The sequence below is a fragment of the Paenibacillus sp. IHB B 3415 genome, assembly GCF_000802655.2.
Taxonomy (GTDB): Bacteria; Bacillota; Bacilli; order Paenibacillales; family Paenibacillaceae; genus Paenibacillus_AQ; species Paenibacillus_AQ phytohabitans.
Genome location: NZ_JUEI01000010.1, coordinates 76,273 through 102,096 on the forward strand (window position 1 = coordinate 76,273; position 25,824 = coordinate 102,096).

The window sequence follows — 25,824 nt, forward strand, 5'->3', positions numbered from 1 at the left end:
AACAAGCGACTTTTCCCGAAAACCCTGATTCTTTGTAAATCCTCTAGCTCATCACCCATTCATCTTCACGCAGCCGGATCTTCTCCAGTCGTGTCGCCTTACCCGTAGCTTCATCAAGTTCTGCAAATAAACCGTGCAGCTGCCATTTGCCTTCGTCGACTACAAACCGGGAGGGAAGCTGAGTTGTAAATTTATAGATGATCGCATCCTTTTCCATACCCAGAATTCCTTCTCTTGAACCAACCATACCCGCATCTGTTAAATAAGCCGTGCCTCCAGGCAGGATTACATCGTCATTGCTCTGTACATGAGTGTGCGTACCTACAACGATCGAGGCGAGGCCATCCATGAAATAGCCCATTGCAATTTTTTCGGAGGTAGCTTCAGCATGGAAATCAACCAGAATACATTTATGCTCTCTGCGCAGCTCTTCCACAATCTCCTCGCCAATGCGGAAAGGATCATCAATCGCCGGAAGAAAGGTGCGGCCCTGCAAGTTCACAATCGCCAGCTGTTTGCCGTTGCCTTTAACGACTGTGTACCCTCTGCCCGGAGTCCCCGGCGGAAAATTAGCCGGACGGATGATCCGCGGCTCGTCATCAATGAACTCAAAGATATCCTTGTTGTCCCAGGTGTGATTGCCCATCGTAATCCCGTGCACACCCCAGTTGAAAAATTCATTGGCTATAGCCGCTGTGATTCCTCTTCCGGCTGCTGCATTCTCACCATTGGCAATAATAATATGCGGCTGATATTTACTTTTCAAAGATGGCAGCATTTCACGCAGTGCCTTTCTGCCCGTATTGCCAACGATGTCACCTATAAATAAAACTTTAATGATTTTCTCCTCCTAAAAGTTTTGTAAGCATCAGCTTCTTGGATTTTCACTTCGTACAAAACTCGCATCGAAAGCATACTCTTAAGTTTTGTAAGCATCAGCTTTTGGAATACTCTTCGTACAAAACTTATTTATAAGTTTAATTTCACCGAATCTGCATGGTTCCAAACTCAGGGCTTACCCGCCCAACTATGGTTCAGCTCATGCGGCCGCTAGCGGTATGCAAGAAAAAAGGCCCCGCAGGGGGGCCGATTTCCTTGCTTATTTAGCGTATTCTACAGCACGTGTCTCACGAATAACGGTAACCTTGATATGACCCGGATAATCCAGCTCACTCTCAATCATCTTCGTAATGTCACGGGCCAGACGGAAAGCTTCCGCATCATCAATCTTCTCAGGCTGTACCATTACGCGGACCTCGCGGCCTGCTTGTATAGCATAGGATTTCTCAACGCCTTCGAAGGACTCGGAGATCTCCTCCAGCTTCTCCAGACGTTTGATGTACGTTTCCAGGGTTTCGCGGCGTGCGCCGGGACGTGCAGCTGACAATGCATCAGCAGCTCCGACCAGCATAGCAATCACCGAGGTAGCTTCGACATCTCCATGATGGGACGCGATACTGTTGATAACCACCGGATGTTCTTTGTACTTCTTCGCCAGTTCGACGCCGATTTCAACATGCGAGCCTTCTACTTCATGATCAAGCGCTTTGCCGATATCATGCAGCAGTCCGGCACGTTTTGCAAGCACGATGTCTTCCCCAAGCTCACCGGCCATAAGTCCAGTCAAATAAGCAACCTCCATGGAGTGCTTAAGTACGTTTTGACCGTAGCTCGTACGGAATTTCAGACGGCCCAGAATTTTGATCAGATCCGGATGCAGACCATGAACGCCAACCTCGAAGGTAGCTTGTTCACCGTATTCACGAATCCGCTCATCCACTTCTTTACGGGATTTCTCCACCATTTCTTCAATCCGTGCCGGATGGATACGTCCATCAGCCACCAGTTTCTCAAGTGCCGTACGGGCCACCTCACGGCGGATCGGATCAAATCCTGACAGTATAACCGCTTCCGGCGTATCATCAATAATAAGATCAATCCCCGTAAGAGTTTCCAGGGCGCGGATGTTACGGCCTTCGCGGCCAATAATCCGGCCTTTCATCTCTTCATTCGGCAATGTAACAACAGAAACCGTGGTTTCTGCCACATGATCAGCTGCACAGCGTTGAATAGCCAGTGTAATAATCTCGCGGGCTTTCTTGTCCGCTTCTTCCTTGGCCTGCTGTTCTATTTCCTTAATCATCTGAGCAGTTTCATGGCGAACTTCCTGTTCTACATTGCTGAGAATGATACTTCTGGCATCATCGATGCTCAGATTGGAGATACGTTCCAGCTCAGTAACCTGATTCTTGTAAATAACATCAATCTGCTGTTGGGTTTCATCAATTCGTTTCTCTTTGTTAGCTACTTGTTCTTCTTTTCGTTCAAGCGATTCCATTTTTTTATCCAGCGATTCTTCCTTTTGCAGCAAACGTCTCTCTTGCCGTTGGATTTCATTCCGACGTTCACGAGTTTCTTTCTCAGCTTCGGTACGGATTCTATGAACTTCGTCCTTAGCCTCGAGTACCGTTTCCTTCTTCAGCGCCTCCGCCTCTTTCTTCGCGTTCTCCACGATGACTACGGCTTCTTTCTCTGCGCTTGAAATCTTAGCTTCTGCAAGGGATTTACGAATAAAATAACCGAATCCAAAGAATGCTGCAGCTACAACGAGAACGATAATGACCCAGATCACTGTTTCCATCTGTTCACCTCCTCGTTGATATCCTCCAAGGCTTACCCTTGGGTATTTGTGCAGTTGTTAAACTATCCGTTCATCACCATACAAAAAACCGGTAATACACCGATTGCCATACTGCACATGCTGCACATGCACACTGCCCGCCTTATCCGGCGATTACATTTCATATGAGTTGTACGCGAACCGGAACATAAGAGTCTGCTTTTTGGGAAGGAAAAAGGATTCTTAGTTTATGCCGATTCATGTTATATTTTATTATTTATAAAAAGACATTGTCAAGAGAGTCGATAAACGCATTAAAGTCAAGAGAATCAATCCAGATCGAAAATCTCCTCTTCTTCCCCCGCAGAATCCTCTTCCGCACGTAGAATCTGGATCACCTGTCGTACCATTTCACCGGAGAATCCTCTGCGCATCAGAAACGCTCCAGTCTTGCGCCGCTTCTCATTTATATCTCCCCGGAGTAAATTCCATTTCTTCCGCCCGGTCTGCAGTGCGCTCTCCATTTCCTGCTCAGGGGTGATCTGATCCAGTGCTTCAGAGATCAGCGATTTATCAATCCCCTTCTCGCGAAGCTCCTGGCGGATCCACATTTTGCCCTTACGCTGGTTCGTGATGCGCTGTTCGGCCCACTGCTTGGCATACAGGGGGTCATCCAGAAGCCGCTCCTCCTGCAGCCGCAGCAGAACTTCGGCAATAACAGTCTCCCCTATTTCCTTCTCCCGTAAACGGCGGGCCATTTCCTGTGCCGTTCTGGGCTTGCGTTCCAGGTATTTCAGACCTTCTACATACGCCCGCTGGCGTTCATCGGCAGCAACAATTTCCTCCAGATCCGCCTTCACAAACGAGCTTCCGGAAATCATCCGGTATTTAATCATGACATCTTCATGAACAGTCACGTTATAGGCACCGAAATGAATTAAATAACGGTAATTCGACTTCTTCAGCCGCTCTACGCGCGTGATTATGAGTTCTTCATCTTCGGGAAAATCGGCCAGAATTTGTACATCCTGTTCATCCGGCTCAGAATCCAATTGTATCACCATAACTGTCACTCACCTCGTTAACATAGACATAATGCCCTATTAATTTACGAAAAAGCGCCCTGCTCATTCATCACAGGGCGCCTTATATCTTATCTTCATTATTATAATTAAATTGCTAAGGACCTGCAGCTTACATTATTCAATCTCAAGCAGCAATTTCTCTTCTTCCTCTTGCTCTGCAACCACATCAGCTTCTGTTGGTGCAGCTACCAGAGTAGATAAGTTACTTGCTTCGCGGATCTTATTCTCAATCAACAGGGCAATATCCTGATGTTCTTTCAGGAACTGCTTGGAGTTCTCACGGCCTTGGCCAAGACGCTCGCCCTCATAAGAATACCAGGCGCCGCTCTTGTTGACGATATCCATCTCAGTACCGATATCCACAAGGCTTCCCTCTCTGGAAATTCCTTCGCCGTACATGATATCCACATCCGCTTGCTTAAACGGAGGCGCTACCTTGTTCTTCACGACTTTGATCTTGGTGCGGTTCCCCACAACATCGTTACCCATCTTAATGCTCTCTACCCGGCGTACATCGAGACGAACGGAGGAGTAGAATTTCAAAGCGCGTCCACCCGGAGTGGTCTCAGGGTTACCGAACATAACTCCGATCTTCTCACGAAGCTGGTTAATGAAGATGGCAATCGTGTTGGATTTGTTAATGGCACCAGACAGCTTGCGCAATGCCTGGGACATCAGACGGGCCTGCAAACCTACATGGGAATCTCCCATGTCGCCTTCGATTTCGGCCTTCGGTACCAATGCTGCAACAGAGTCAATAACGATGATGTCTACAGCTCCACTGCGAACGAGAGCTTCAGCAATTTCCAGTGCCTGTTCGCCCGTATCCGGCTGGGATAGCAGCAATTCATCAATGTTAACGCCAAGCGCATTCGCATACTTAGGGTCAAGGGCATGCTCCGCATCGATGAAAGCAGCTTGTCCGCCAAGCTTCTGTACTTCTGCGATAGCATGAAGTGCAACGGTCGTCTTACCGGATGATTCCGGTCCGTATACTTCAATAATGCGTCCTTTGGGAAGTCCGCCAATACCTAGTGCAATATCAAGTGCCAAAGATCCGCTAGGTACAACTTCCACTTTCATGTGAGTGGATTCTCCCAGTTTCATGATCGAACCTTTACCGAATTGTTTTTCTATTTGACGAAGCGCCATATCAAGCGCTGCACGACGATCTGACAATCAGACCACTTCCTTCACTGTTTATAGTATTATAATAACGTGTTTTGGAGGTCTTGCCAAGCTTTTTTTCGAACATACATTCGTTTTTTTTGTCTCCCGGGTTAATACTCCCTTTTATTGTAAGCCTCCTTCCGGATGATAGACACACAGGGCTTAATCCTCAAAAGGTCTCACGCGGTGGATCATAGAGGTCACGCCAGCGGGGAATATAAACAAAGAACCGCAGCAGAGATTTCTATGCCACGGTTCTTCCGTATGAACAAATTATATACCGGCCCGGTTGATTATTGCAAGGCCGATCCTTCAAGCGGGGTTGCCACTTTGCGTTCCTCCAGCCGGCGCCAGAGGCGGTATAGCAAAGCCTTGACTGTACGTAAGCGGATGTTCTCGCGGGTTCCCTTGAGATTCAGCTCGTATACCTCCGTCTTCCGGCCGCGTTCAGCCAGTCCGACGAACACAAGCCCCACAGGCTTCCGTTCGGAATAGCCCGGCCCGGCTACACCGGTAACAGACAAGCCAAAGTCACTATCCCCGATCATCCGCACCTGCTCTGCCAGCACTTCGGCTACCTCACGGCTGACCGCACCGGGTGCGTCAGGACCCTCCAGCATAGCTGCAGGCACATTCAGCAGCTTCTTCTTCAAATCGTTCGAATAACAGACGATTCCCCCGGCGAACATGGATGCACTGCCCGGGATGTTCGTGATACTCTCCATCAGCAGTCCGCCCGTGCAGCTCTCAGCAGCACTAAGCGTCAGGCCTGCATCCGCCATCCAGTCGACAATCAGCTGTTCCAGCGGCACATCAATATTGGCATACAGATTCTCCGGCAGAATATCGGCAATCTTCTTCTCCAGCACATCAAGCTTAACCATAGCCTCACGCTCGGACGGGGCTTTGGTGGAAATACGCACTGTCACTTCGCCTTCCTTGGCGTAAGGAGCAATCGTAGGATCGCTCTGGCCGCGGATCAGGTCGATCAGCTTGTCCTCCAGCAGCGATTCGCCAATGCCTGCAAACTTAAGCATCTTGGAGTAGATCGGCATTTCGCTGGTCAGTGCATGCTGCTGCAGCCAAGGCTTGGCTTTATCTGTGAACATCGGCTTCATCTCCCGGGGAGGACCCGGCAGCACGATGTAATACTTGTTATCTTCTGCAAAAGCAATACCTACCGCAAGGCCGATTTCATTAGACAACGGTGTCGTTCCTTCAATCACCAGCGCCTGCTTGCGGTTATTCTCGGTCATGACAATCTTGCGGTCATCGAAGAAGCGCTGCACATGATCCATAGCAAGCTGGTCGATATGAAGGGTACGGCCAAGCGCCGCAGCAAGTGCATCTTTGGTCAGATCATCTTCTGTCGGTCCGATTCCGCCGGTGAACAATATAATATCCGCACGGTTCCGTGCAATCTCAATTGCTTCCATAAGACGGTTCTTGTTGTCTCCGACTACGGTCTGAAAATATACATCAATCCCTAACGCAGCCAGCTCTATTGAAAGAAACTGGGCATTGCTGTTTACTATCTGTCCAAGCAAAAGTTCTGTTCCAACGGCAATAATTTCCGCTTTCATAGCTGGCGTTCTCCTCCTGATTGTAGAAATCATGCAAAAATCAAGCAGCTTGGCAAACTTCAGGCATTATGAAGCTGCAGCAAGTCCTTGTTCTTCACAAAATAATCAATACCCGAATAGATGGTGATAATCGCTGCAGCCCAAATCGCAATATCATCCACCGGGATGCTGACGAACTGGAACGGGAAATTGTTAAGCAGAAGCAGCGAAATCGCGACAATCTGAGTGACTGTCTTTATCTTGCCCCATTTGCTCGCGGCCACTACTTTGCCTTCAAGCAGTGCCACCTGACGCAGGCCGGTCACGGCAAATTCACGGCTGATGATGACAATGGCAATCCAGGAATCGCATCTTCCCAGCTCAACCAGCGAGATCAAAACTGCAGAAACCAGCAGCTTGTCTGCAAGCGGGTCCAGCAGTTTGCCGAGATTGGTGACCATGTTATACTTTCTGGCTATGTACCCGTCTATTCCATCTGTACTGGCGGCAAGCAGGAAAATAACAGCTGCAATCAAATGATTAATTGAAAGCTGAAATGAGCCCCAATGTATCGGTTCCGGATAGAAACTGAAATCCACCAGCAGAAAAAACATCATAATCGGGATAAGACAAATACGTGCTAGCGTGATGCGGTTGGGCAAATTCACTGAAGTTCCTCCCCTGATCCATACGAATCCGATATTCCACAATTTTCTTCAAAACTGCTTTAGCTAGTATATTATAGCCATAAATAAGTGTCAAAAAAACATAAAATACCCCGCAAAGTAAGGTGCGTATACACTGCGGGGTACGTAAGCTTACTTTAAATTGTTAAACTGCAGATCGAGCGGCAAATCAGCTTTGCGCAGGAGCTGGATAATTTGCTGGAGATCATCACGGCTTTTGCCGGTAACACGGATCTGATCCCCCTGAATGGTGCTCTTCACCTTCAGTTTGGAGTCACGGATCAAGATGTTAATCTTCTTCGCGTTCTCCTGATCAATTCCCTGCTTCAGGCCCAGACGCTGGCGTACAGTGCCCAGAGAGGCGGGTTCTACTTTGCCGAAATCCATATTTTTCAGTGTAATTCCGCGCTTAACCATTTTCGACTGCAGGATATCAATAACCGCATTAAGCTTGTATTCATCCTCTGAAGCGATGATCAGCGCATCTTTTTCCAGCTTCAGACTGCTTTTGCTGTTCTTGAAATCGAAGCGGTTCTCAATCTCCTTCTCCGTCTGGTGAACCGCATTGGTCAATTCCTGCATATCCATTTTGGATACAATGTCGAATGAACTTTCCGAACTCATGATTCCACGTCCTTTGCTTACATTTAGTCTGTTCCTATTATATGAGAAAGGGACTCTTAAGTCTAATACTCGAGAGAAAGCACTGCCGGCATTACAAAATAACCCCACAAAGTGGGGCTCTGGCTTCCAGAGATAGAACGTATAAGAGATAAAGCGTATAACTATGTATTACGGATTACATTATAAAAAACACGTCTCCCGAAGCAAACTCCGGGAGACGCTCAATCCAGGCATTATCTGCTGCGTGCAGGAGCCCGGAACATATCCAGAATCCCGAGCACAATATGTGCCAGTCCGAAGCCCAGAATACCATAGCCCCAGGCACTCGGTGTCAGATAATATCCGAGGAGACTGACAATAATGCCAAGTCCTGTTACGATCCAGCTGACGGTCATGAGAGAATACACCTCACTTTGGAGTAAGAACTGTAAATCATTCCTAGGTTCTCCAATCCGCCGAAACCTATACATTGGATTAGCTATTCGGTAGTGGTACTCTCACCGTCAGCAGCCGCATTGGCTGCACCATCAGTGCCGGAGGCAGAAGTTCCGTCATCCAGCTCCAGGAGCAGCCGGGACGATGTTTTGCCATCGGTAATAACTTGTCCGTTCACTGAAATTGTAGTAGCCGGGGAATATCCGGATTTGATGTACATTCCTGCACTTCCGAGCGTAAAGCTCATATTATCGCCAGCCTTAGTGTTCCCGAAGCTTAGCTTCTCCCCCTTGGAGTTCTCGCCCTGGTAGACTTCAAGCCAGCTGACTCCCGTTGCGGCAATCTCTACCTGAACCGAGCTCCCCGCCGGTGCCGTAACCTTATAGATTGTCGTTTTGCCCGACTTGCGGTCTTCTGTAACCGTTATGGACTGCGTGGACGGAGTCGGGGAAGGCACCGGAGTTGCAGTAGGTGCAACAGTCGCAGTTGCTCCAGTATCCGTAGTAGCTGTAGCTGCTGCACCGCCGCCGGCCGCTGTGGCCGAAGCCTGAACCTTCGCCGGATCTTGCGTAGCGGCAGTCAAATTCCCCGAATCCGTTTTGTCTGCATCTTCTTTATTCATCGTTGAAGATGCATACAGATAAATGACCACTAGGATTAAGACAGGGAAGGTCCACATCAGCAAGGTAGGCAGCCACTTGGCATTCCGTTCCGTTTCAGGCTTGCGGCTCCGCTTCTGGATCACTGTCTCCATGGTGGTATCGACCGGAGCCGCAGGCACATTGCCGTGCTCCTCCATCAGTTCATCCGGGTTTACCCCGACCGCTTCAGCATAGGTTTTGATAAAGGCCCGGACATAGAAACTTCCCGGAAGCACTTTATAGTCACCTGCTTCGATGGCTTCCAAATATTTTTTGCGGATCTTTGTTACTTCCTGGACATCATCAAGACTCATCCCTTTTTGCAGACGCGCCTCCTTCAAATGCCGGCCCAGTTCCGACATACCATCACCCCCTAAAAATATAGTATATATTAAAGATCATCACTGTAGCTTGTCGTAAACGACTCGTACAATATCTCTTCGTTCGGCATATTGCGCAGCTCGATAATGATATCGAAATCATCAAAGGTGTATTCGGATTCCCGCACAAAAATATCCGGATGCTCAATCACCTTGGTGCTCGGCATACTCATAACATTCTGCAGCAGGTTGTAATGCTTCTCATTCGAACGTATGGTGCTGACAATTCCGTCAATGATGAACACATTATTGGGGTTCAGCTCATCATCCGCCAATTGGCTCCGTACCGTCTGCCGCAGCAGCGTGGACGAGACAAAGGTCCAGCGCTTCATGGCACATACACTCCCGGCAATAATAGATTCCGTCTTCCCTACACGCGGCATGCCTCGTAGACCTATAACCTGATTCCCTTCCCGCTTAAACAATTCACCGAGGAAATCCACCAGCAGTCCGAGCTCATCGCGGGTGAAGCGGAAGGTCTTGCGGTCATCCGAATCGCGGTCAATATATCGTCCATGACGGACGGCAAGCTTATCCACAAGGCGCGGAGAACGCAGTGCCGTAACCGTTATATTATCAACTTTTTTGAGCATCTCGCCCATCAGCATGATCTTCTCATCGTCACTTGTTTCCAGCAGCATCCCGCGGGTTTTGCCTTCAACACCGTTAATCGTCAGGATATTGACTTCCAGCATTCCCAGCATTGAAGCGATATCTCCAAGGAGACCGGGTCTGTTCTTATGTATCTTGTACTCCATATACCATTGTTTATATTCCACTTTTGCGCACCTCATAGATTCCTTTTCCCTGCATGTCGCTTCCGCTACACGGGTCATGTTAATGATATATAAAAAAATTTTGAAAGGCAAGGACACTGTTGTAATAATTGCAGAAAAGCTCCCGCAAGGGGAGCTTCTTCCGCATGCTTATGCGTTTTTCTTTGCCAGTTTGACCATGAGTCCAGCAATGGTATGCTTCTCATCATCCGTTCCGACATCCCAGAGCTCTTTGATAGCCCGGTTGGAATAGTTGCCCGGATCGACCTTCTTATCGAGGAACTCCCCGATTTCAAAAGCCAGCTTGGTGATGGTCTCGTCGCTCATCCCCATTTTTTCGGCCTGAATGACCCGGTCTCCCAAAAAGCTTTTCCAGGTATCAAAGTTCTTCACTACGGAATCTGTTGACATCTTAAATCCTCCTCAAGTTGTAATGATATTGAGATTTAAAAGCAACAGTTATAATATGTCTCAAGCCGGAACTTCTTATGCTGGAGCATTTCTCCAGAACTCATGCTGCCTGGCCTTAAGTAATCCAGCCGCCGTTCGGACTGATGATTTGGCCGGTAATATACCCCGATTCAGGCAGCGCCAGAAAATAAACCAGCGATGAAATATCTTCAGGAGAAGCAAGCCTCCCCGCAGGAATCTCATCCTCCAGCATCTTCACCTCATCCGCCTGCAGATTGGCCAGCATGGCCGTGTGGACCGCTCCCGGTGCAACAGCATTCACTGTGACCTTGGAAGGTGCCAGCTCCTTCGCCAGCGCCTTGGTGAAAGCGTTCACTCCACCCTTGCTGGCCGAATACGCCACTTCACAGGATGCGCCCGAAATCCCCCATACGGAAGAAACATTAATAATCCGCCCGTAACGCTGGGAGACCATATAAGGCATAAAAATCTGGCTGCACATAAAGGTGCCCTTCAGATTCACCGCCATAATATCGTCCCACTCTTCCTCCGTTACATCGGCCAGCATGCCATAATGCGCCTTCCCGGCATTGTTGACCAGGATATCCGGCATCATGCCGCTGGCCTCAAGCCGCTCGGCCATACGCACAAGCTGGCTGCGGTCCTTCATGTCTGCAGCCACAGTCATCACCTTTGCCCCCAGCGCCATGCACCGCCGGGCAACATCATTCGCCGCTTCATGCGAATTCATATAATGAATCACAATGTTCATGCCTACCGAAGCAAATCGCTCGGCGATGGCTCCGCCGATTCCCCCGCTGCCTCCGGTAATAAGCACTGTCATTTCTCCAATCGCTTTGCTGTCCTCTCCCGGTAATGCCATTAAGGACTCACCACAAGCGATACGGCCAGCTGCTCCCAGTCCACATGATTACGCAGCCGGTCATTCACTTCCTCCAGCGTGATCGATTCATAGAGGGGAAGCACTTCGAACAGATCTCCGCCGCGGAACTGGTAACGGGTGAACTCATGGGCAATGCTCTCCGGCGAATTCAGCATACGCAGATAGCCGCCGATTTTCTTTTTGCGGGCACGCTCGAAATCCTTCTCCGCGAAGCCCGTCTCCTGGATATGACCAACCTCTTCTTTGATCCGATCAAGCAGCAGGCCCGGATCTTTGGTATCGCCGCCGATTGCCGAGAACGCATACTGCGGGGAGCTGTTGAATTCGTGGCCGAAGCTGTCCGAGATCAGCTCCTCATCATAGAGCTTCTGATACAGCGCCGTACTGCTGCCGAGCAGCAGATCCAGCATCAGTCTGGTGGTCAGATCACGGCGAACTGCCGCCTCACCTGTGAGGCCATCCACCTTTTCCTTGAACCCGAACATCATTTTGGGAATGGAGACTGCGAGCCGGCTCTCCACATGCTTCGATGCCACCTCATACGGCTCCTGCTCGAAGATACGGGTGATTTCACCCTGCTTCTCATAATTTTTACCCTTTTGATTGTTGCGGATCAGTTCAAATACCTTCTCAGGATCGACACCGCCGACGATGAACAGCAGCATATTGCTGGGATGGTAAAAGGAGTTGTAACAGGTATACAGCGTTTCTTTGGTGATGGTGGCGATCGACTCGATGGTTCCGGCAATGTCAATATGAACCGGATGTTTGGCATACATCGCTTCGATCAGCCCGAAATACACACGCCAGTCCGGATTATCCGCGTACATGTTAATCTCCTGGCCGATGATCCCTTTTTCCTTCTCCACATTCTCATCGGTGAAATAAGGACGCTGCACAAAATCAACGAGGGTACTGAGATTCTGCTCAATGTTCTCCGTCGCCGAGAAAAGGTATACCGTCTGGTCAAAGCTGGTGAATGCATTCGCAGATGCGCCGTTGGAAGCAAAGGTGGCAAAGATATCGCCTTCCGGCTCTTCGAACATTTTGTGCTCCAGGAAGTGGGCGATACCGTCAGGCACTGTGGTTTCTTCCCCGCCAGCTACCTTAAAGTGATTGTCTACAGAACCATATTTGGTCGCAAATGTAGCGTAGGTTTTGAGAAAAGACGGCTTCGGCAGCACATACACCTGCAGACCGTTATCCATAACCTCATGATAGAGTGTTTCTTGAAGTCTTTCGTAATGGAGCTTTTCCACCGCTATTCCTCCTTCCCTGTCAGGAAATAAATCGTATCAAGCTGGAAGGTGTCAGCCGCTGCCTTCACTTCTTCCGCCCCGATGTGGTCAACCTGGTCCATCAGTTCCTGTGCAGAACGGTCTTTGCCGGATAACTGGCGGTTGAAATCAAACGAGATCATCTCAAATGCGGAGTCCTGAATTTCGGACAAAAGGTTGCGGATCATCGCTTTGGTCTGGCTCAGCTCCAGATCACTGATATTCCCGGCCTTCAGCTCATCCAGCTGCTTGCGGATAATATCAACGGCCTTGCCGTAATTCTGGGTCTCGATTCCCGATTGAATCGTCCCGATGCCCTTATGCCCGTCATAGCGGGAGGAAGCATAATAGGCCAGGCTCTCTTTCTCGCGCACGTTGACGAACAGCTTCGAATGCGGATATCCGCCGAGAATGCCGTTGTACATGAGCGCAGAAGCGTATCTGTCATCCTTGTATGTGATTGAGGTACGCAGACCCATATTCAGCTTGCCTTGATTGACATCCAGCTTCTCCTCCACCGTCCGCACTTCCGTAACCGTTACCGGGGTGAAGTCTGAGGTGTACGGCGCAGATTCGGAATGATGGGCACGGCCGAAATTGGCAATGACCAGCTTCTCCACTTCCTCCGGTGTAGTATCCCCCACCACGTACAGATCAAGGGTCGCTCCATTCAGCCAGGAATTATAGGACTGGTACAGCGATTCAGGGGTGATGGCATCCAGATCGGCTCTTTGTCCGAGCGGATGCAGACGGTATGGTTCAAGGCGGCACATTTCCTCAATGCAGCGTTCTGCCGCGTAACGGATTTTATCGTTCACAATCGCTTCCAGCTTCTTGCGGACGGTCTCGCGTTCTGTCGCCACATAGGAAGCGCGGAAGCTTCCATCCTCTAGCAATGGCCGGGTCAATACTTCTCCCAGAAAAGCGAAGGATTCTCCAAGCAGGCTCTCCTTGCTCTGTACAAAGGAGTCATTGATCGTGTCCATCCGGAACTGCACGATCTGATAATCGCCGCGTTTATAAATATCGAAGCCGAAACCGGCACCATAAAGCTCCTCAAGGCGTTCGCGGAACTGTGTGGTTTCAGGGTAGGAGGCTGTCCCCCGGCGGAGCACAAAAGGAACCAGCGCTGTAGAGGTGACGGTATTTTCGTCAAGCGGAACGCCGGCATAAAGTGAGATGGCGAACGTCTTGAACGCCTTGGTAGGCAGAACGTGTATGCGCATGCCTGCGGCGCTGCCATGTTGAAATCCATTATTTGTCAATTCCAAAACTCCTTTGCGGCGTGGGTAGATGCTATACAACAAGTTTATGAAGTATTATCCATTCTAAACCATTCCAAAGTAAGGAAGCAACCGGAAGACAGCATACCGGTTGCTCTCAGAAAAGATTTATACGGACGCTGTCATGCTGCCATTAATGCCTTGCTGTGCAAAAAACATTCCTACAGCTACATACAGAAAATATGCTCACCGATCGTCTTCACCTGCGGACGGCTCCAGATCCATTTGGAGGTGGCTGTCTTGGGATTGAAATAATAGAGGCAGCCGCCGGAAGGATCCCAGCCGTTAAGTGCCTGCTGCACTGCCTTGCGCGCCTGTTCATTAGGCTCCAGATAAATTTGTCCGTCTGCTACAGCCGTGAAGGCCCCCGGTTGAAAAATCACCCCCGAAGGCGTATTGGGAAAGCTCGGCGATTTCACCCGGTTGAGAATGACCGCCGCTACTGCTACCTGTCCTTCAAACGGTTCCCCGCGTGATTCACCGTAAACGGCATTAGCCATGATTTTCAAATCATTTTCGGACAGCCCCATCGTATTGCCGGAAGACAGCTCTGCTGTATTCGTTTTGGCTGTATCATTCTTTTTTGCCGCTGTGCCGGATGATGTAACCTTTTTGGCGGTCGATGTCTTGGGGGCCGTAGGTTTCCAGGCTGTTGTTGCATTGTACAGTTTGAGCTTTGTTTTGGCACCAACGACTCCGTCGGACTTCAAGCCGAATTTCCACTGGAACCAGGTGACGGCATTTTTGGTTTTGGCCCCGAACTGGCTGTCAATAGCACCGGCATAATAGCCCAGATGCTTAAGTCTCCCCTGGAGCTCATACACATCCTGCCCGGAAGATCCAAGCTTCAGCGGCGTTGTGCCAAAAGCGGGCAAGGCTTCTTCCCCTTCGTCAGGAGTTTCCGTTATAACTGGCGCTGCGGCATACGATTGGGCGTAAGTCACGCCGCGATCTTCAAAGAATACTCCGGCAAACGGTGCGGCGGCCAAGCCAAGGGTTAGTACGGCAAAGATCCACTGCTTATGTTTTGTCATTGGGGTTCGCTCTACCTTTCTCTTGTAAGTTCTGCATGAATGGCTAAAGTTATTATGACGACTGACAAGACATCCTATGCATTACCGTAAGACTGGCAAGTGCAAATCCGTTGCAACTGAGAACAATTATCAACTATACTTGGGTTATGAACCAACAGGAGTTGAGAAGAATCATGAATCTGAAGGACCATATCGTACTGTGGAACCACGCTTTAATAGAAGTTATTGATATCCGCAAGGCCTCTTTCACTTCGGGAGAACCTCCGCTGCTGTACCGCCTTCCAGCCAGTACATATATGTATGTCGTACGCGGCAGTGCAACTGTGCTTATAGATGAGATGTCATTTGAAATCAGCGGCGCCAGTGTCATTCATGGCGGCAAAGGCATGATGATCAAAATCCTCAAGACACAGGAAATCCTGGATTATTACTTAATTTTGTACAGATCCACACTTACCCTCCCCGGACGGCGGAATCTCACAGCACTTATGGAGCGCAGCCGGCCCTTTAGCAAAATTTACAATTTCACTCCGGACAATCCGCTTCCGCTGTACGAGATCCTGATCCAGATGTATGGCGAATGGCAGCAAGGCGGCGTACTCGAGCATCTGCATGCCAAAGCCTTGTTCTATCAATGGGTCCATGAACTGCTCCGGCAGCTCCAAGCGCAGGATATCCAGCCCCTCAAAGCGGATTCGCTGGACCATGCAGTACGCTACATGCACGATAGTTACAGCAAACCATTCACGCTGGATGCACTCGCCGGCACACTCGGAATGAGCCCGAGAACCTTGTCGAGGCTTTTCCGGATGAGGCTTCAGACCAGCCCTGCCCAGTATATGATTCAGATCCGTATGGATAAAGCCCGAGAGCTGCTGCTGAATACAGAGTCCACGCTGCATGATATTGCGCTTGCCGTCGGCTACCCGGATGCATATCATTTCGGCAAAATGTTCAAAAAGCATTTCGGCACCTCGCCGGTAAGGTACAAAAATTCCCTGCTAACCGTGTCAAACTGGCCGGAAATGCCATCCGTTGTGTCTGCTTATGACATTGCCTGTGAAGACACTCTCCGATATATTGATGATGATAATCATTATCAATATAACCCAAAAGGAGCGTCACCCATGTTCAGAACGGCTAAACCATCACTAATGCTCACCTTGTTGTTATGCTTCACCATAGTGTTAAGCGCATGTTCCGCAGGAGGTGCCAATACCACTACAACGGGCAATGCCAGCAACTCGGGAGCCGCCTCGCCTGCTGCGACTGCGGCCGCTACAACATCCCCTGATAACACTGCAGCCGAGGCTCAGACCCGGACCATCTCCACAGTCAAAGGAGACATAGAGGTTCCGGCTGATCCTCAGCGCGTCGTAGTCCTGTATCTGCTCGGCGATGTTCTCGCACTGGGTATCAAGCCCATAGGCGTATCTGATGTGTCCGAAGGCGCTGCCTTTGAGAATGAATTGAAGGATGTACAGAAGCTGGGCACCTGGTTCGAGGCTAGTCCTGAGGCTGTACTCTCGCTGGAGCCCGATCTGATCATTGTTCCTTCTGAGGAGACCTATGCAGCACTGCATGACATCGCACCGACAGTGCTGGTCCCTTATGAGAAGATGACGACCGATGAGCGGGTAAGGTTCATTGGACATATTTTCGGCAAGGAAGAACAGGCTACCGGCCTTTTGAACAGCTTCAATGCCAAAGTGGAGGACAGTAAGCAAAAGCTGCAGGAAGCGGGAATTCTCGGTTCAACGGTCTCCATCATGGAAGGCGGCGCAGACCGCAGCATGGTAGTGGTCATGAGCAAACAGTACGGCCGGGGTTCACAGGTCATTTATGAATATCTCGGAATGAAGGCGCCTGAGATTCTCCAGCAAAAAATTGATTCCAAGAGCGATATGGGCGGTGATTCCGTCTCCTTTGAAGTTCTGGCCGATTACAGCGGAGATTATATCTTCCGTTCTTCCTACGATGGGATGGCTGATCTAACTGCCGACCCGCTCTGGAACAGCATTCCGGCAGTCAAAGAAGGCCGCCTGATGGAGATTGACTTCGGATTATCCTATTACAGCGATATCTATTCGCTGAACGCACAGCTTGATTTCATTGTGGACAACCTGCTTGCAGCGCCCCGGGTGAAATAATTTTAGATTGACCACAAATTGCCTAACTTAAAAAAGATGACCCGTATCTACTTCTACGGGTCATCTTTTTTGGGTTATGAACTGATTCTGTTATGCTGATACTGTTCGAGTGACATCAGCACCTCACGCGGCTTGCTGCCCTCGTAAGGCCCGATCACGCTTCTAGCCTCCATGGCATCGATTAAGCGTGCAGCACGGGTGTAACCGACCCGCATGCGCCGCTGAAGCAGCGACACCGAGGCTTGCTTGGCTTCCAGCACAATCTGGACGGCTTGTTCGTACAATTCATCCTGTGGATCCTGATCCTCCGATAGGGTATCATCCACTTCAGGAACAAGGGATTCATCATAATTCGCTTCACCCTGGCTGCTTACATACTGCACAATTGTTTCCACCTCCTGATCACTCATGAAGGCCCCCTGGACACGGATCGGCTTGGAAGCGCCCATTGGCAGGAACAGCATATCCCCCCGTCCCAGCAGCTTCTCTGCACCCGGCATATCCAGAATGGTCCGTGAATCCACATTCGAAGACACTCCAAATGCAATCCGCGAAGGAATATTCGCCTTAATCAGTCCGGTAATGACGTCCACGGAAGGACGCTGTGTAGCGATGATCAGATGAATTCCTGCCGCCCGCGCCATCTGGGCTAGCCGGCAGATCGCATCCTCGACATCATTGGCCGCTACCATCATCAGATCGGCAAGCTCGTCCACGATCACTACAATATAGGGCAATACCGCTGCCGGATTATCCTTCATTAATGTATTGTAGCCTTCCATATTACGTGTACCTGACTTGGAGAACAGCTCATAGCGCTTCTCCATCTCCACCACTATCTTCTTCAAGGCAAGACTGGCCCGCTTGGGATCGGTAACCACCGGCGCAAGCAGATGCGGAATGCCGTTATATACATTCAGCTCGACCATCTTGGGGTCAACCATAAGGAACTTCACTTCATTAGGCTTGGCTTTATAAAGGATACTGGTGATAATGCCGTTAATGCAGACGGATTTACCTGAACCGGTAGCCCCCGCTACCAGCAGATGGGGCATCTTGGCCAGATTGCCTATAATCGTCTGACCGGAGATATCCCGTCCGAACGCAATCGACAACCGTGACTCTGCCTCCTGAAAAATCTGCGTCTCCATTACTTCCCGCATGGTTACAATTGAGACCTCGGAGTTCGGCACTTCAATACCGATGGCTGACTTGCCCGGAATCGGCGCCTCCATCCGGATATCCTTGGCTGCCAGCGCCAGCGCGATATCATCGGTAAGATTGACAATCCGGCTGACCTTGACTCCGATATCCGGCTGAATCTCATACCGGGTAACAGCCGGTCCACGGACCACTTCAAGCACCTTCGCCCGGACACCGAAGCTCTCGAGTGTAGCTTCCAGCTTACGGGCCGTCTGCATGTAGTCATTCTGGTCTCCAGCCTTGGCTCCGTTATTAGGCTTGGCCAGCAGCCGGAAGGATGGAAGCTTGTACGGCTTGGGCGGCGGCGGTGGCGGAACTGCCGGAACCACTTCACCATTCTCTGCCGTTCCCAGCAGCCCTTCCAGCTCAACAGGAGGTCCGTCCTCTGCAGCTTCATCCGCCGCTGCAGGATGCCCGGCAGCAGCAGGGAGAGCCTCATCGCCCGCACCTGTAACAGCACCGCCGCGTGCAGCCGGCGAGAACTCGCTCCACTCCTCCCGGTCCTCCGCATTCAGACCTTCCGAGCGGATGTGCTCGAAGAAGTCGCGGATGATCGGCGTAACCGGCTCCAGATCTTCTTCGGGGAATTCATCCTCGCCGAAATCCTCCGGCGGCATTCCCCTGCCTGCCGCAAGCCCTGATATTATCGGACCGTTCCGCGGTTCTGTCAGGATTACATCCGGCATTTCCCCGTCATCATATTCTTCTGTCCCGGGCTGCTGCTGATTACGGGCAGAGCCGCTGAACCAGCCGGCCACTCTTCCCAGCAGGTTCGGCTGTGCACGTCTAGGCAGCTGATTATTGTTCTCTTCTTCATCGTCTTCGTAGTAGTCATCATCATCTGCCGGCTGCGGTGCAGCAGGTGTGCTGTTTCCTGCAGCTCTGGGCACTACCGGAACCGCTGCAGGGCGGTTGGCTGATCTGAGCTTTATTCCTTCCACCAGCTTAACCGCTCTTACCCGGAGCAGCGTAAACAGCTCCACATAAGACAGATTGGTAATCAGCATGAAGCTGATCGCCAGCAGAACAATCATAAGCAGCTTGGCACCGAGATTGCCGAACAGCCACAGGAGAGCTGCATACTCCAGCGCTCCGATGTACCCTCCGCTGATGTCCTTGCCGAGCATGTACACGCTGCTCTCACCAGCGCCCGGAGACAGTGAACCCGAGAGGTCATTATGTATTTGGGCCAGCACATTGCCCGGATGCAGCATTCCGATCGGCCCCAGCTTCTGCTGCATAGCCGAAATCGTACTCATCAGGCACATGGACAGCAGCAGCAACAGCCCGCCGGTATACCGGCTGTTCCAGGTTGACGGCCATTTACGGTGAATCATGACCATCAGTCCATAGAAAATGCCGGCCAGGGGCAGCACAAAATAGAATCTGCCGAGTAAGTATCCCGCCATGCTTGAAAGTGAGCGCCCTACAGCCGCTTCACCTGACAAAGCAATGACGGAGATCGTAATAAGCAGAATTCCATAGATTTCATATTTTAAAACGCTGCCCAGCAGCGCTTTTTTCTTTTTCTTTTTTCTTTTTTTAGCCACGCCAGCCACCCCCACAACATTATACCATATAATGGCGTGGCGTACCTATGTTCTCTTTTGTCAGAAAATGCATCTATAGGCAGTATGTTCGCATTTATTTGTCTAATTGAATGACCGATCCGGGGGACAGGGCCGCGTCCAGATACCTGTGGAGCGGACACTGCAGCAGCCTGACAATCCGTGCCTGACCGCCTTCAAGCGGTTCGACCTGCATCAGCATCCCCTGATAGCTGACCTCCTGCACCGGCAGCGCATAATGAAAAGCCCCCTCAAACACCTGCTCCATCGGCAGAATCGTATACAAGGTCATTGCGGCAGCCCTCCCGGCGGCAGATGATCAGGCGAAAGTGATGCGTTTCCCGCAATCATTTGGTTCAGATGGGCCAGAGCAGCTCCTATACCGCCCACCTCATCCATAAGACCATATTTCACGGCATCCTGTCCGCCGACAGCGGTACCGATGTCACGGTTCAGCTCTCCGGTTTTGAACATCAGGTCTTTAAATTGCGACTCTGTGATGCGGGAATGCGAAGTTACAAATTTAACCATCCGTTCCTGCATCCGTTCCATATATTCAAAGGTTTGCGGCACTCCGATCACGAGACCGTTTATCCGGATCGGATGAATCGTCATCGTTGCACTCTCGGCAATGATGGAGTAGCTGGAGGATACCGCGATCGGGACGCCAATGCTATGGCCGCCGCCGATTACCACAGTCACAGTTGGCTTGGACAAGGAGGCAATCATCTCGGCAATAGCCAGCCCGGCCTCCACATCCCCTCCGACGGTGTTCAGGATAATCAGCAGCCCTTTAATATTCTTATTCTGCTCGGCGGCAACCAGCTGGGGAATGATGTGTTCATATTTCGTAGTTTTATTATGCGGCGGCAATACGAAATGTCCTTCGATCTGGCCAATAATCGTCATGCAGAAAATATCCGGCTCCCCTATAGGCACCGCCGTTTGCCCCAGCTCCTTCAGCACCCCCACCGGTCCGGGCAGCACAGGTTCACTGACCCCGGGTTTGATCTCTCCAGGCATAATCTCCTCGTTCTTGCCGCTGTTCATGCTTGCTTCTGTGAAGTCCATTGTGCGCAGCTCTCCCTTTCTGCTTACAGCACCCATCCGCTGCAGCCATACTATCTCCTGGTAGTATGACATTCCGGGGGACTCCCTTATGCAAATCCGGTTATAAAATATCAGTCTGTGTTTGTTCAAGTTAATAGGGATCTGCTACGGCACCAAGCACTGCCCCCCGGATATAGGGTTGTCCATTCAAGCTCTTCAGACCTGTGGCAGAGCCGGTGACAACAACTCCCAGAATCCGGACATCTGCGGCGTCAGGCTCAGCCTTATCCTTTTTGAGGTACCGGCTGATCCGGCTGTATTCGCTATAATAATTGTCTTTGTGCTGCAGCCCGGATTGAAGCAATCCCAGAAAATCCTCCGGCGACACCTCACCGCCATTGTCATTGGGTCCGGTGCCGAATCCATAGATGCCCGAGGAAGATGACACAGGCTGCGGACTTATCATTACGCCATCCCAACCCTCGTGGGGCTTCAGATAGAACCCGGAGCTATCGTCATACGTATCCACCCAATACCATACAGGTCTGGCCTCTTTGGGAAGCATTCTGTTTACCTCCTCGAAGGAATAGGGTTGATCAAAAGACAGCGCCATCTCAGCCAATTCATCCGGTTCCATCACGGTAAGCAGGTTAAGGTCATTGAGAATGGAACCGTCGTATTCCACGCCCGGGATGTAATAGGCCATCTCCTTTTGCCCATTGTGCGGGTTATACTGCCTTCTGTATGCATTGCTGTCTGTGCTCCCCGGCGGCCGGATTTCCTCCAGATTCGTTGTTCCCCCGTAAGCGCCGGAAGCGAACGGAAACCACCACTCGTTATAATTGAACCATTTCTCATTCCACGGAACAGGTACGCCTTCAATGATCTTGTATGTGTTCATTTCCAGCACTCCTGACAAGAATCCGCGGTTGTCTCTATAGCTGGACGTATATTCATTGGGACTGCTGATCATCAGATATTTCCATTCACTCATCTTTGTCTCAGCGGAACGGTGGGCCACCAGCTGTGCCGCACCGAAGAATATCGCAGTCAATGTTAGAAGGGTAACGAGCAGTGAAATAACAATACTGCGGATTAAGCTTTTACTTTTAGCTTTTTTTAGTGTCAGGGCCAGATTCTGATCCTCTTGTCCTTCCCATGGGGCTGTCATTTAGCCTCACCTCCATAAATATGTTGAAACTGCTGTCTGGCACGATATAGAGAAGCCTTTACTATCCCTTCTGTGACTCCCAGAAGCGCAGCAATTTGTTTATAGGAGAAATCCATTTCATACTTCAGCAGAATTAGCTGGCGGTTCGCCGGATTCATTCGGCCAAGGATCTTCTCAATAAGTATTTTTTGCTCCTGCTGCAGCAGCATGGACTCCGGAAGTTCGCTCTCCGGCGCTTCATAATCCTCCATTTCATCAGAATACCGGAACCGTGTCTGCCTCCGGCATAGATCATAATAGCTGTTAATAGCTACCCTGTAGAGCCAGGCACTGAACTTATGCTCCTCAATTCCGTCAATATACAGCAAGGCTTTGTAGACTGTATCCTGCACAATATCTTCAGCATCAGCATTGCCGGCGCCAAGCCGGATTAGATATCTGCGTATTTCCGCCATTTTGGATTGGAGCAGCTGCTCTCTGTTTCCAGCCCCCACTTTCGCACCCCCTTGGCAGTATAACGATTGAGCAACTTAAATGTTGTGTCCGCTGGCGAAAAAAATCTTATAGCTGCACAAAAAGCCCCTCCTCCCCAGGAAACCGTCCAATATTTCCGGGGAGAAGGGGCTATTGCCCTGCATATATTCTTAAATAACGCTTTGAATTATACTTCCATGATGATCGGCAGGATCATCGGTCTGCGGCGTGTCTGCTCATAGAGGAAACGGCCGAGCGAGTCTTTGACACTGGTCTTCAGAGAAGCCCACTCATTGACCTTCTCGCTCATCAGACGCTGCAGCGTACCGGATACAATCCGGTTAGCCTCGTCCAGGAGACCTTCAGACTCCCGTACATAGACAAATCCGCGGGAAATGATGTCCGGTCCGGAGACAATAGCACCATTCTGCTTGCTGAGTGTTACCACTACAACCAGAATTCCGTCCTGGGACAAGAGCTTACGGTCACGCAGTACGATATTGCCGACGTCGCCGACACCAAGTCCGTCAATGAGCACGTTGCCTGCAGTAACCTTGCCGGCTCTGCGTGCTGCTCCTCCGGATATTTCAATCACTTCGCCAAGCTCCGTGATGAAGATGTTGCTTGGTTCTACACCGACGGACTCTGCAAGAATTGCATGTCTGCGCTGCATCCGGAACTCACCGTGAATCGGAATGAAGAATTTCGGCTTCATCAGGTTGAGCATCAGCTTCAGCTCTTCCTGGCTGCCGTGACCGGATACGTGAACACCGGAGTTGGAGCCGCTGTAAATTACATTGGCGCCAAGACGGAACAGTTCATCAATGGTACGGCCTACATACTTCTCATTACCCGGTACCGGTGTAGCTGCAATAATAACGGTATCGCCTGGCATAATGTCTACCTTGCGGTGACTGGAGCGCGCCATACGCGTCAGCGCGGACATAGGTTCGCCCTGGCTGCCTGTACAAAGCACAACTACACGGTTGCCGGCCATTCTGTTCATTTCTTCCGGTTCAATCAGCATACCGTCAGGAATGTACAGATAACCGAGCTCGGAAGCAATGGAAACTACGTTAACCATACTGCGTCCGATGACAGTAATCTTGCGGCCTGTCGATTCTGCTGCATTCACCACCTGCTGGATACGGTGCACGTTGGAAGCAAAGGTTGCTACAACTACACGCTGTTCAGCTTTACGGAAAATATCTTCCAGAACAATACCGACATTCTTCTCCGAAGGTGTAAAGCCCGGCTTCTCGGCATTGGTACTGTCAGACAGCAGTGCAAGCACACCCTTCGATCCGATTTCGGCCATCCGGTGCAGATTCGCAAATTGACCGTTAACTGGCGTGTGGTCGAATTTGAAGTCACCTGTGTGGACAACATTCCCTTCCGGCGTCTCGATGCATACACCGACGGAATCAGGAATACTGTGGTTGGTTCTGAAGAACGTTACCTTAAGCGAGGTACCCAACTCAATTTCCGAATCTTCGTTGATCAGAATCCGTTTGGTTTCACCCAGCAGGTTCGCTTCCTTGAGCTTGTTATCCACAAGGCCAAGTGTAAGTCTTGTTCCATAGACTGGAACATTCAGGTTCTTGAGCACATAAGACAATCCGCCAATGTGATCCTCATGTCCGTGGGTAAGCACAATCCCTCTTACTTTGTCACGGTTCTCAGTCAGGTACGAGATGTCAGGTATTACAATATCAATACCGAGCATATCTTCTTCCGGGAATTTCAGACCGGCATCCACGACTACAATGTCGTTGCCGTACTGAATAACGTACATGTTTTTTCCGATCTCGCCGACTCCGCCTAATGCGAATATCGACAATTTATCGTTGTTGTTTTTTTTCGACAAATGAATCTAACCCTCCTATGATGTTGGACGTCATACTTTTATTTGTAAACAATGAGCTTCAATTATTTCAGCGGCGCTGTAGAATTTCTTCAAATTGCTGTTAACTTTCCTTATTCGACAAAGAAATTCCGATAAGTCTGTATAATTGCGCAAGGCGAAACTCCCGAACCGGGCAGTAATATCGTCTTGAAGCGGGCAAACGCCGTCAAAATTTCACCACCGCGCCCCTCGCGCGAAAATCCGGCATGTTTAGCACAGACTTATCCAAGGACCTATCCTGTCTCACAATGTAAAATTACATTGACGGAAGATTACCGCATATTTTATTTTAACCGCACCGAATCACTTAAGGACATTATACATGATTTTTTTGGCAAAAGACAAGTCATCCTGATCCCAGTCCTATTCTTTCCTTAACAAACAGCCATTATTTGAGGAAAAGACAAGCAAAAAAGCGGTTTATGGCTTGCGTTTTTTACATAGTCTTTATACCGATCTGACAAACTAAAAAAACCGGCCGCTCTGTAGAGCGGGTTAACGGTATAAATCTGCTTGAAAATATAGCGGTAATGCCTATTTCAGTAAAGCTGCAATAAAAGCTGCTTCCTCTTCCGTCGGAGAAACCAGAGGCAGCCGGACTGAACCTACGTCGATCCCGCGCAGACCCAGCGCATACTTAACCGCCGAAGGATTCGGCAGCGGCTGCGGGCATTCGAACAACCCCTTGAACACAGGAAACAGCGTCCGGTGGAGCTCACCGGCACGGCGGACATCCCCGGAAGTGAAAGCTTCGATCATCTCCAGCATCTGCGCCCCGACAATGTGGCTGGCTACGCTGATAATGCCGTGGCCGCCTACGGCAAGCGTGGCCAGACCCGCAGAATCATCCCCTGAGTAGACATGGAAATCATCCGGGCAGGCCGAGGCAATCAGGGTGATCTGATCCACCGAGACGCATTCCTTCGTAGCGACAATGTTCGGAATTTCGGCCAGACGCAGTGTAGTTGCGACACTTAGGCTCACCGTAGTGCGGCTTGGTACATTGTATAAGATGCAAGGCAGCGAAGTCTCGGCGGCAATGGACGAGAAATGCCGGTAGAGCCCTTCCTGATTAGGTTTGTTGTAATAAGGGACGACCAGAAGCACACCGTCCACGCCGATTTTCTCGGCTTCCTTCGTGAGCTCGATGGAATGTCTGGTGCTGTTGCTGCCGGTTCCGGCGATGATTTTGCAGCGTCCGCCTGCCTGCTTTTTGACAAAAGAAAACAGCTTCAGCTTCTCATCATCGGTTAAGGTAGGCGATTCACCCGTTGTTCCGCAGACTACCAGCGCAGCGGATTTCTGTTCTTCTATCAGGTAATCGACAAGCCTTGAAGTTGCTTCCCAGTTGATTTCTCCGTCCCCGTCGAACGGGGTTACCATTGCGGTTATTAATCTTCCGAAATCCACTTTG

23 protein-coding genes are annotated in these 25,824 nt (G+C 50.2%); 1 reads left to right on the plus strand and 22 read right to left on the minus strand.

The features are described from left to right. Positions 1 to 43: 43 nt before the first annotated feature. The 15 genes from QW71_RS05980 to sleB form a co-directional block, all read right to left on the minus strand. A complete protein-coding gene (locus QW71_RS05980) occupies positions 44 to 838 on the minus strand; it encodes a TIGR00282 family metallophosphoesterase (protein WP_039294761.1) in 795 nt (264 codons plus the stop codon). A 261-nt stretch (positions 839 to 1,099) separates the two neighbouring features. Further along, complete coding sequence (gene rny / locus QW71_RS05985; RefSeq protein ID WP_039294762.1) at positions 1,100 to 2,641, minus strand: ribonuclease Y; 1,542 nt, start codon at positions 2,639 to 2,641, stop codon at positions 1,100 to 1,102. A gap of 308 nt (positions 2,642 to 2,949) precedes the next feature. Beyond that, positions 2,950 to 3,684, minus strand: a complete 735-nt coding sequence (locus QW71_RS05990) for a regulatory protein RecX (protein ID WP_039294765.1) — start codon at positions 3,682 to 3,684, stop codon at positions 2,950 to 2,952. Positions 3,685 to 3,819: 135 nt separating this feature from the next. Then, positions 3,820 to 4,884 (minus strand): recombinase RecA, encoded by a 1,065-nt coding sequence (gene recA, locus QW71_RS05995; RefSeq protein WP_039294766.1) that lies wholly within the window; start codon positions 4,882 to 4,884, stop codon positions 3,820 to 3,822. Positions 4,885 to 5,168: 284 nt separating this feature from the next. Further along, entirely contained in the window at positions 5,169 to 6,458 is a 1,290-nt protein-coding gene (locus QW71_RS06000) for a competence/damage-inducible protein A (RefSeq protein WP_039294769.1), read from the minus strand. A 59-nt stretch (positions 6,459 to 6,517) separates the two neighbouring features. After that, on the minus strand, positions 6,518 to 7,105 hold the full coding sequence (gene pgsA / locus QW71_RS06005; RefSeq protein WP_039294770.1) for a CDP-diacylglycerol--glycerol-3-phosphate 3-phosphatidyltransferase: 588 nt from the start codon (positions 7,103 to 7,105) through the stop codon (positions 6,518 to 6,520). 150 nt (positions 7,106 to 7,255) lie between these two features. After that, positions 7,256 to 7,747 (minus strand): YajQ family cyclic di-GMP-binding protein, encoded by a 492-nt coding sequence (locus tag QW71_RS06010; protein ID WP_039294773.1) that lies wholly within the window; start codon positions 7,745 to 7,747, stop codon positions 7,256 to 7,258. A gap of 233 nt (positions 7,748 to 7,980) precedes the next feature. Beyond that, positions 7,981 to 8,142, minus strand: a complete 162-nt coding sequence (locus QW71_RS40885) for a hypothetical protein (RefSeq protein WP_167347618.1) — start codon at positions 8,140 to 8,142, stop codon at positions 7,981 to 7,983. Positions 8,143 to 8,225: 83 nt separating this feature from the next. Further along, a complete protein-coding gene (locus tag QW71_RS06015; protein WP_039294776.1) occupies positions 8,226 to 9,185 on the minus strand; it encodes a RodZ domain-containing protein in 960 nt (319 codons plus the stop codon). A 29-nt stretch (positions 9,186 to 9,214) separates the two neighbouring features. Beyond that, a complete protein-coding gene (locus tag QW71_RS06020; RefSeq protein ID WP_039294778.1) occupies positions 9,215 to 9,982 on the minus strand; it encodes a DUF3388 domain-containing protein in 768 nt (255 codons plus the stop codon). 147 nt (positions 9,983 to 10,129) lie between these two features. Next, positions 10,130 to 10,390: a DUF3243 domain-containing protein gene (locus QW71_RS06025; protein WP_036692667.1), complete on the minus strand. Its 261-nt coding sequence runs from the start codon at positions 10,388 to 10,390 to the stop codon at positions 10,130 to 10,132. Positions 10,391 to 10,505: 115 nt separating this feature from the next. Then, positions 10,506 to 11,273: an elongation factor P 5-aminopentanone reductase gene (ymfI, locus tag QW71_RS06030; RefSeq protein WP_039294785.1), complete on the minus strand. Its 768-nt coding sequence runs from the start codon at positions 11,271 to 11,273 to the stop codon at positions 10,506 to 10,508. Continuing rightward, positions 11,273 to 12,553: an EF-P 5-aminopentanol modification-associated protein YfmH gene (gene yfmH / locus QW71_RS06035; RefSeq protein WP_039294788.1), complete on the minus strand. Its 1,281-nt coding sequence runs from the start codon at positions 12,551 to 12,553 to the stop codon at positions 11,273 to 11,275. Before yfmH ends, ymfI begins: the two co-directional genes overlap by 1 nt. A gap of 2 nt (positions 12,554 to 12,555) precedes the next feature. Beyond that, complete coding sequence (yfmF, locus tag QW71_RS06040) at positions 12,556 to 13,836, minus strand: EF-P 5-aminopentanol modification-associated protein YfmF (RefSeq protein ID WP_039294789.1); 1,281 nt, start codon at positions 13,834 to 13,836, stop codon at positions 12,556 to 12,558. Between the two features lie 185 nt (positions 13,837 to 14,021). Beyond that, on the minus strand, positions 14,022 to 14,888 hold the full coding sequence (sleB, locus tag QW71_RS06045) for a spore cortex-lytic enzyme (RefSeq protein WP_039294792.1): 867 nt from the start codon (positions 14,886 to 14,888) through the stop codon (positions 14,022 to 14,024). Between the two features lie 173 nt (positions 14,889 to 15,061). On the opposite strand from sleB, the gene QW71_RS06050 reads away from it, so the two are divergent. Then, the gene (locus tag QW71_RS06050; protein WP_039294795.1) at positions 15,062 to 17,038 is read left to right on the plus strand and encodes an AraC family transcriptional regulator; all 1,977 of its coding nucleotides are present in this window, start codon (positions 15,062 to 15,064) and stop codon (positions 17,036 to 17,038) included. A gap of 74 nt (positions 17,039 to 17,112) precedes the next feature. Here the strand turns inward: QW71_RS06050 and QW71_RS06055 are convergent, their stop codons facing one another. The 7 genes from QW71_RS06055 to dapA form a co-directional block, all read right to left on the minus strand. Further along, on the minus strand, positions 17,113 to 19,791 hold the full coding sequence (locus QW71_RS06055; protein ID WP_039294798.1) for a DNA translocase FtsK: 2,679 nt from the start codon (positions 19,789 to 19,791) through the stop codon (positions 17,113 to 17,115). A gap of 94 nt (positions 19,792 to 19,885) precedes the next feature. Continuing rightward, positions 19,886 to 20,101 carry a YlzJ-like family protein gene (locus tag QW71_RS06060; protein WP_039294800.1) on the minus strand — a complete coding sequence of 72 codons (216 nt, stop codon included), beginning with the start codon at positions 20,099 to 20,101 and terminating at the stop codon, positions 19,886 to 19,888. Beyond that, positions 20,098 to 20,832, minus strand: coding sequence for an ATP-dependent Clp protease proteolytic subunit (locus QW71_RS06065; protein ID WP_235441405.1), 735 nt, complete (start codon positions 20,830 to 20,832; stop codon positions 20,098 to 20,100). Before QW71_RS06065 ends, QW71_RS06060 begins: the two co-directional genes overlap by 4 nt. Before the next feature lie 178 nt (positions 20,833 to 21,010). Continuing rightward, a complete protein-coding gene (locus QW71_RS06070; protein WP_052769912.1) occupies positions 21,011 to 22,030 on the minus strand; it encodes an anti sigma factor C-terminal domain-containing protein in 1,020 nt (339 codons plus the stop codon). Further along, positions 22,027 to 22,524: an RNA polymerase sigma factor gene (locus tag QW71_RS06075; RefSeq protein WP_039294804.1), complete on the minus strand. Its 498-nt coding sequence runs from the start codon at positions 22,522 to 22,524 to the stop codon at positions 22,027 to 22,029. Before QW71_RS06075 ends, QW71_RS06070 begins: the two co-directional genes overlap by 4 nt. A 167-nt stretch (positions 22,525 to 22,691) precedes the next feature. Then, positions 22,692 to 24,371: a ribonuclease J gene (locus tag QW71_RS06080; RefSeq protein WP_039294807.1), complete on the minus strand. Its 1,680-nt coding sequence runs from the start codon at positions 24,369 to 24,371 to the stop codon at positions 22,692 to 22,694. Between the two features lie 573 nt (positions 24,372 to 24,944). Beyond that, complete coding sequence (dapA, locus tag QW71_RS06085) at positions 24,945 to 25,820, minus strand: 4-hydroxy-tetrahydrodipicolinate synthase (RefSeq protein ID WP_039294810.1); 876 nt, start codon at positions 25,818 to 25,820, stop codon at positions 24,945 to 24,947. Between the last annotated feature and the right edge of the window lie 4 nt (positions 25,821 to 25,824).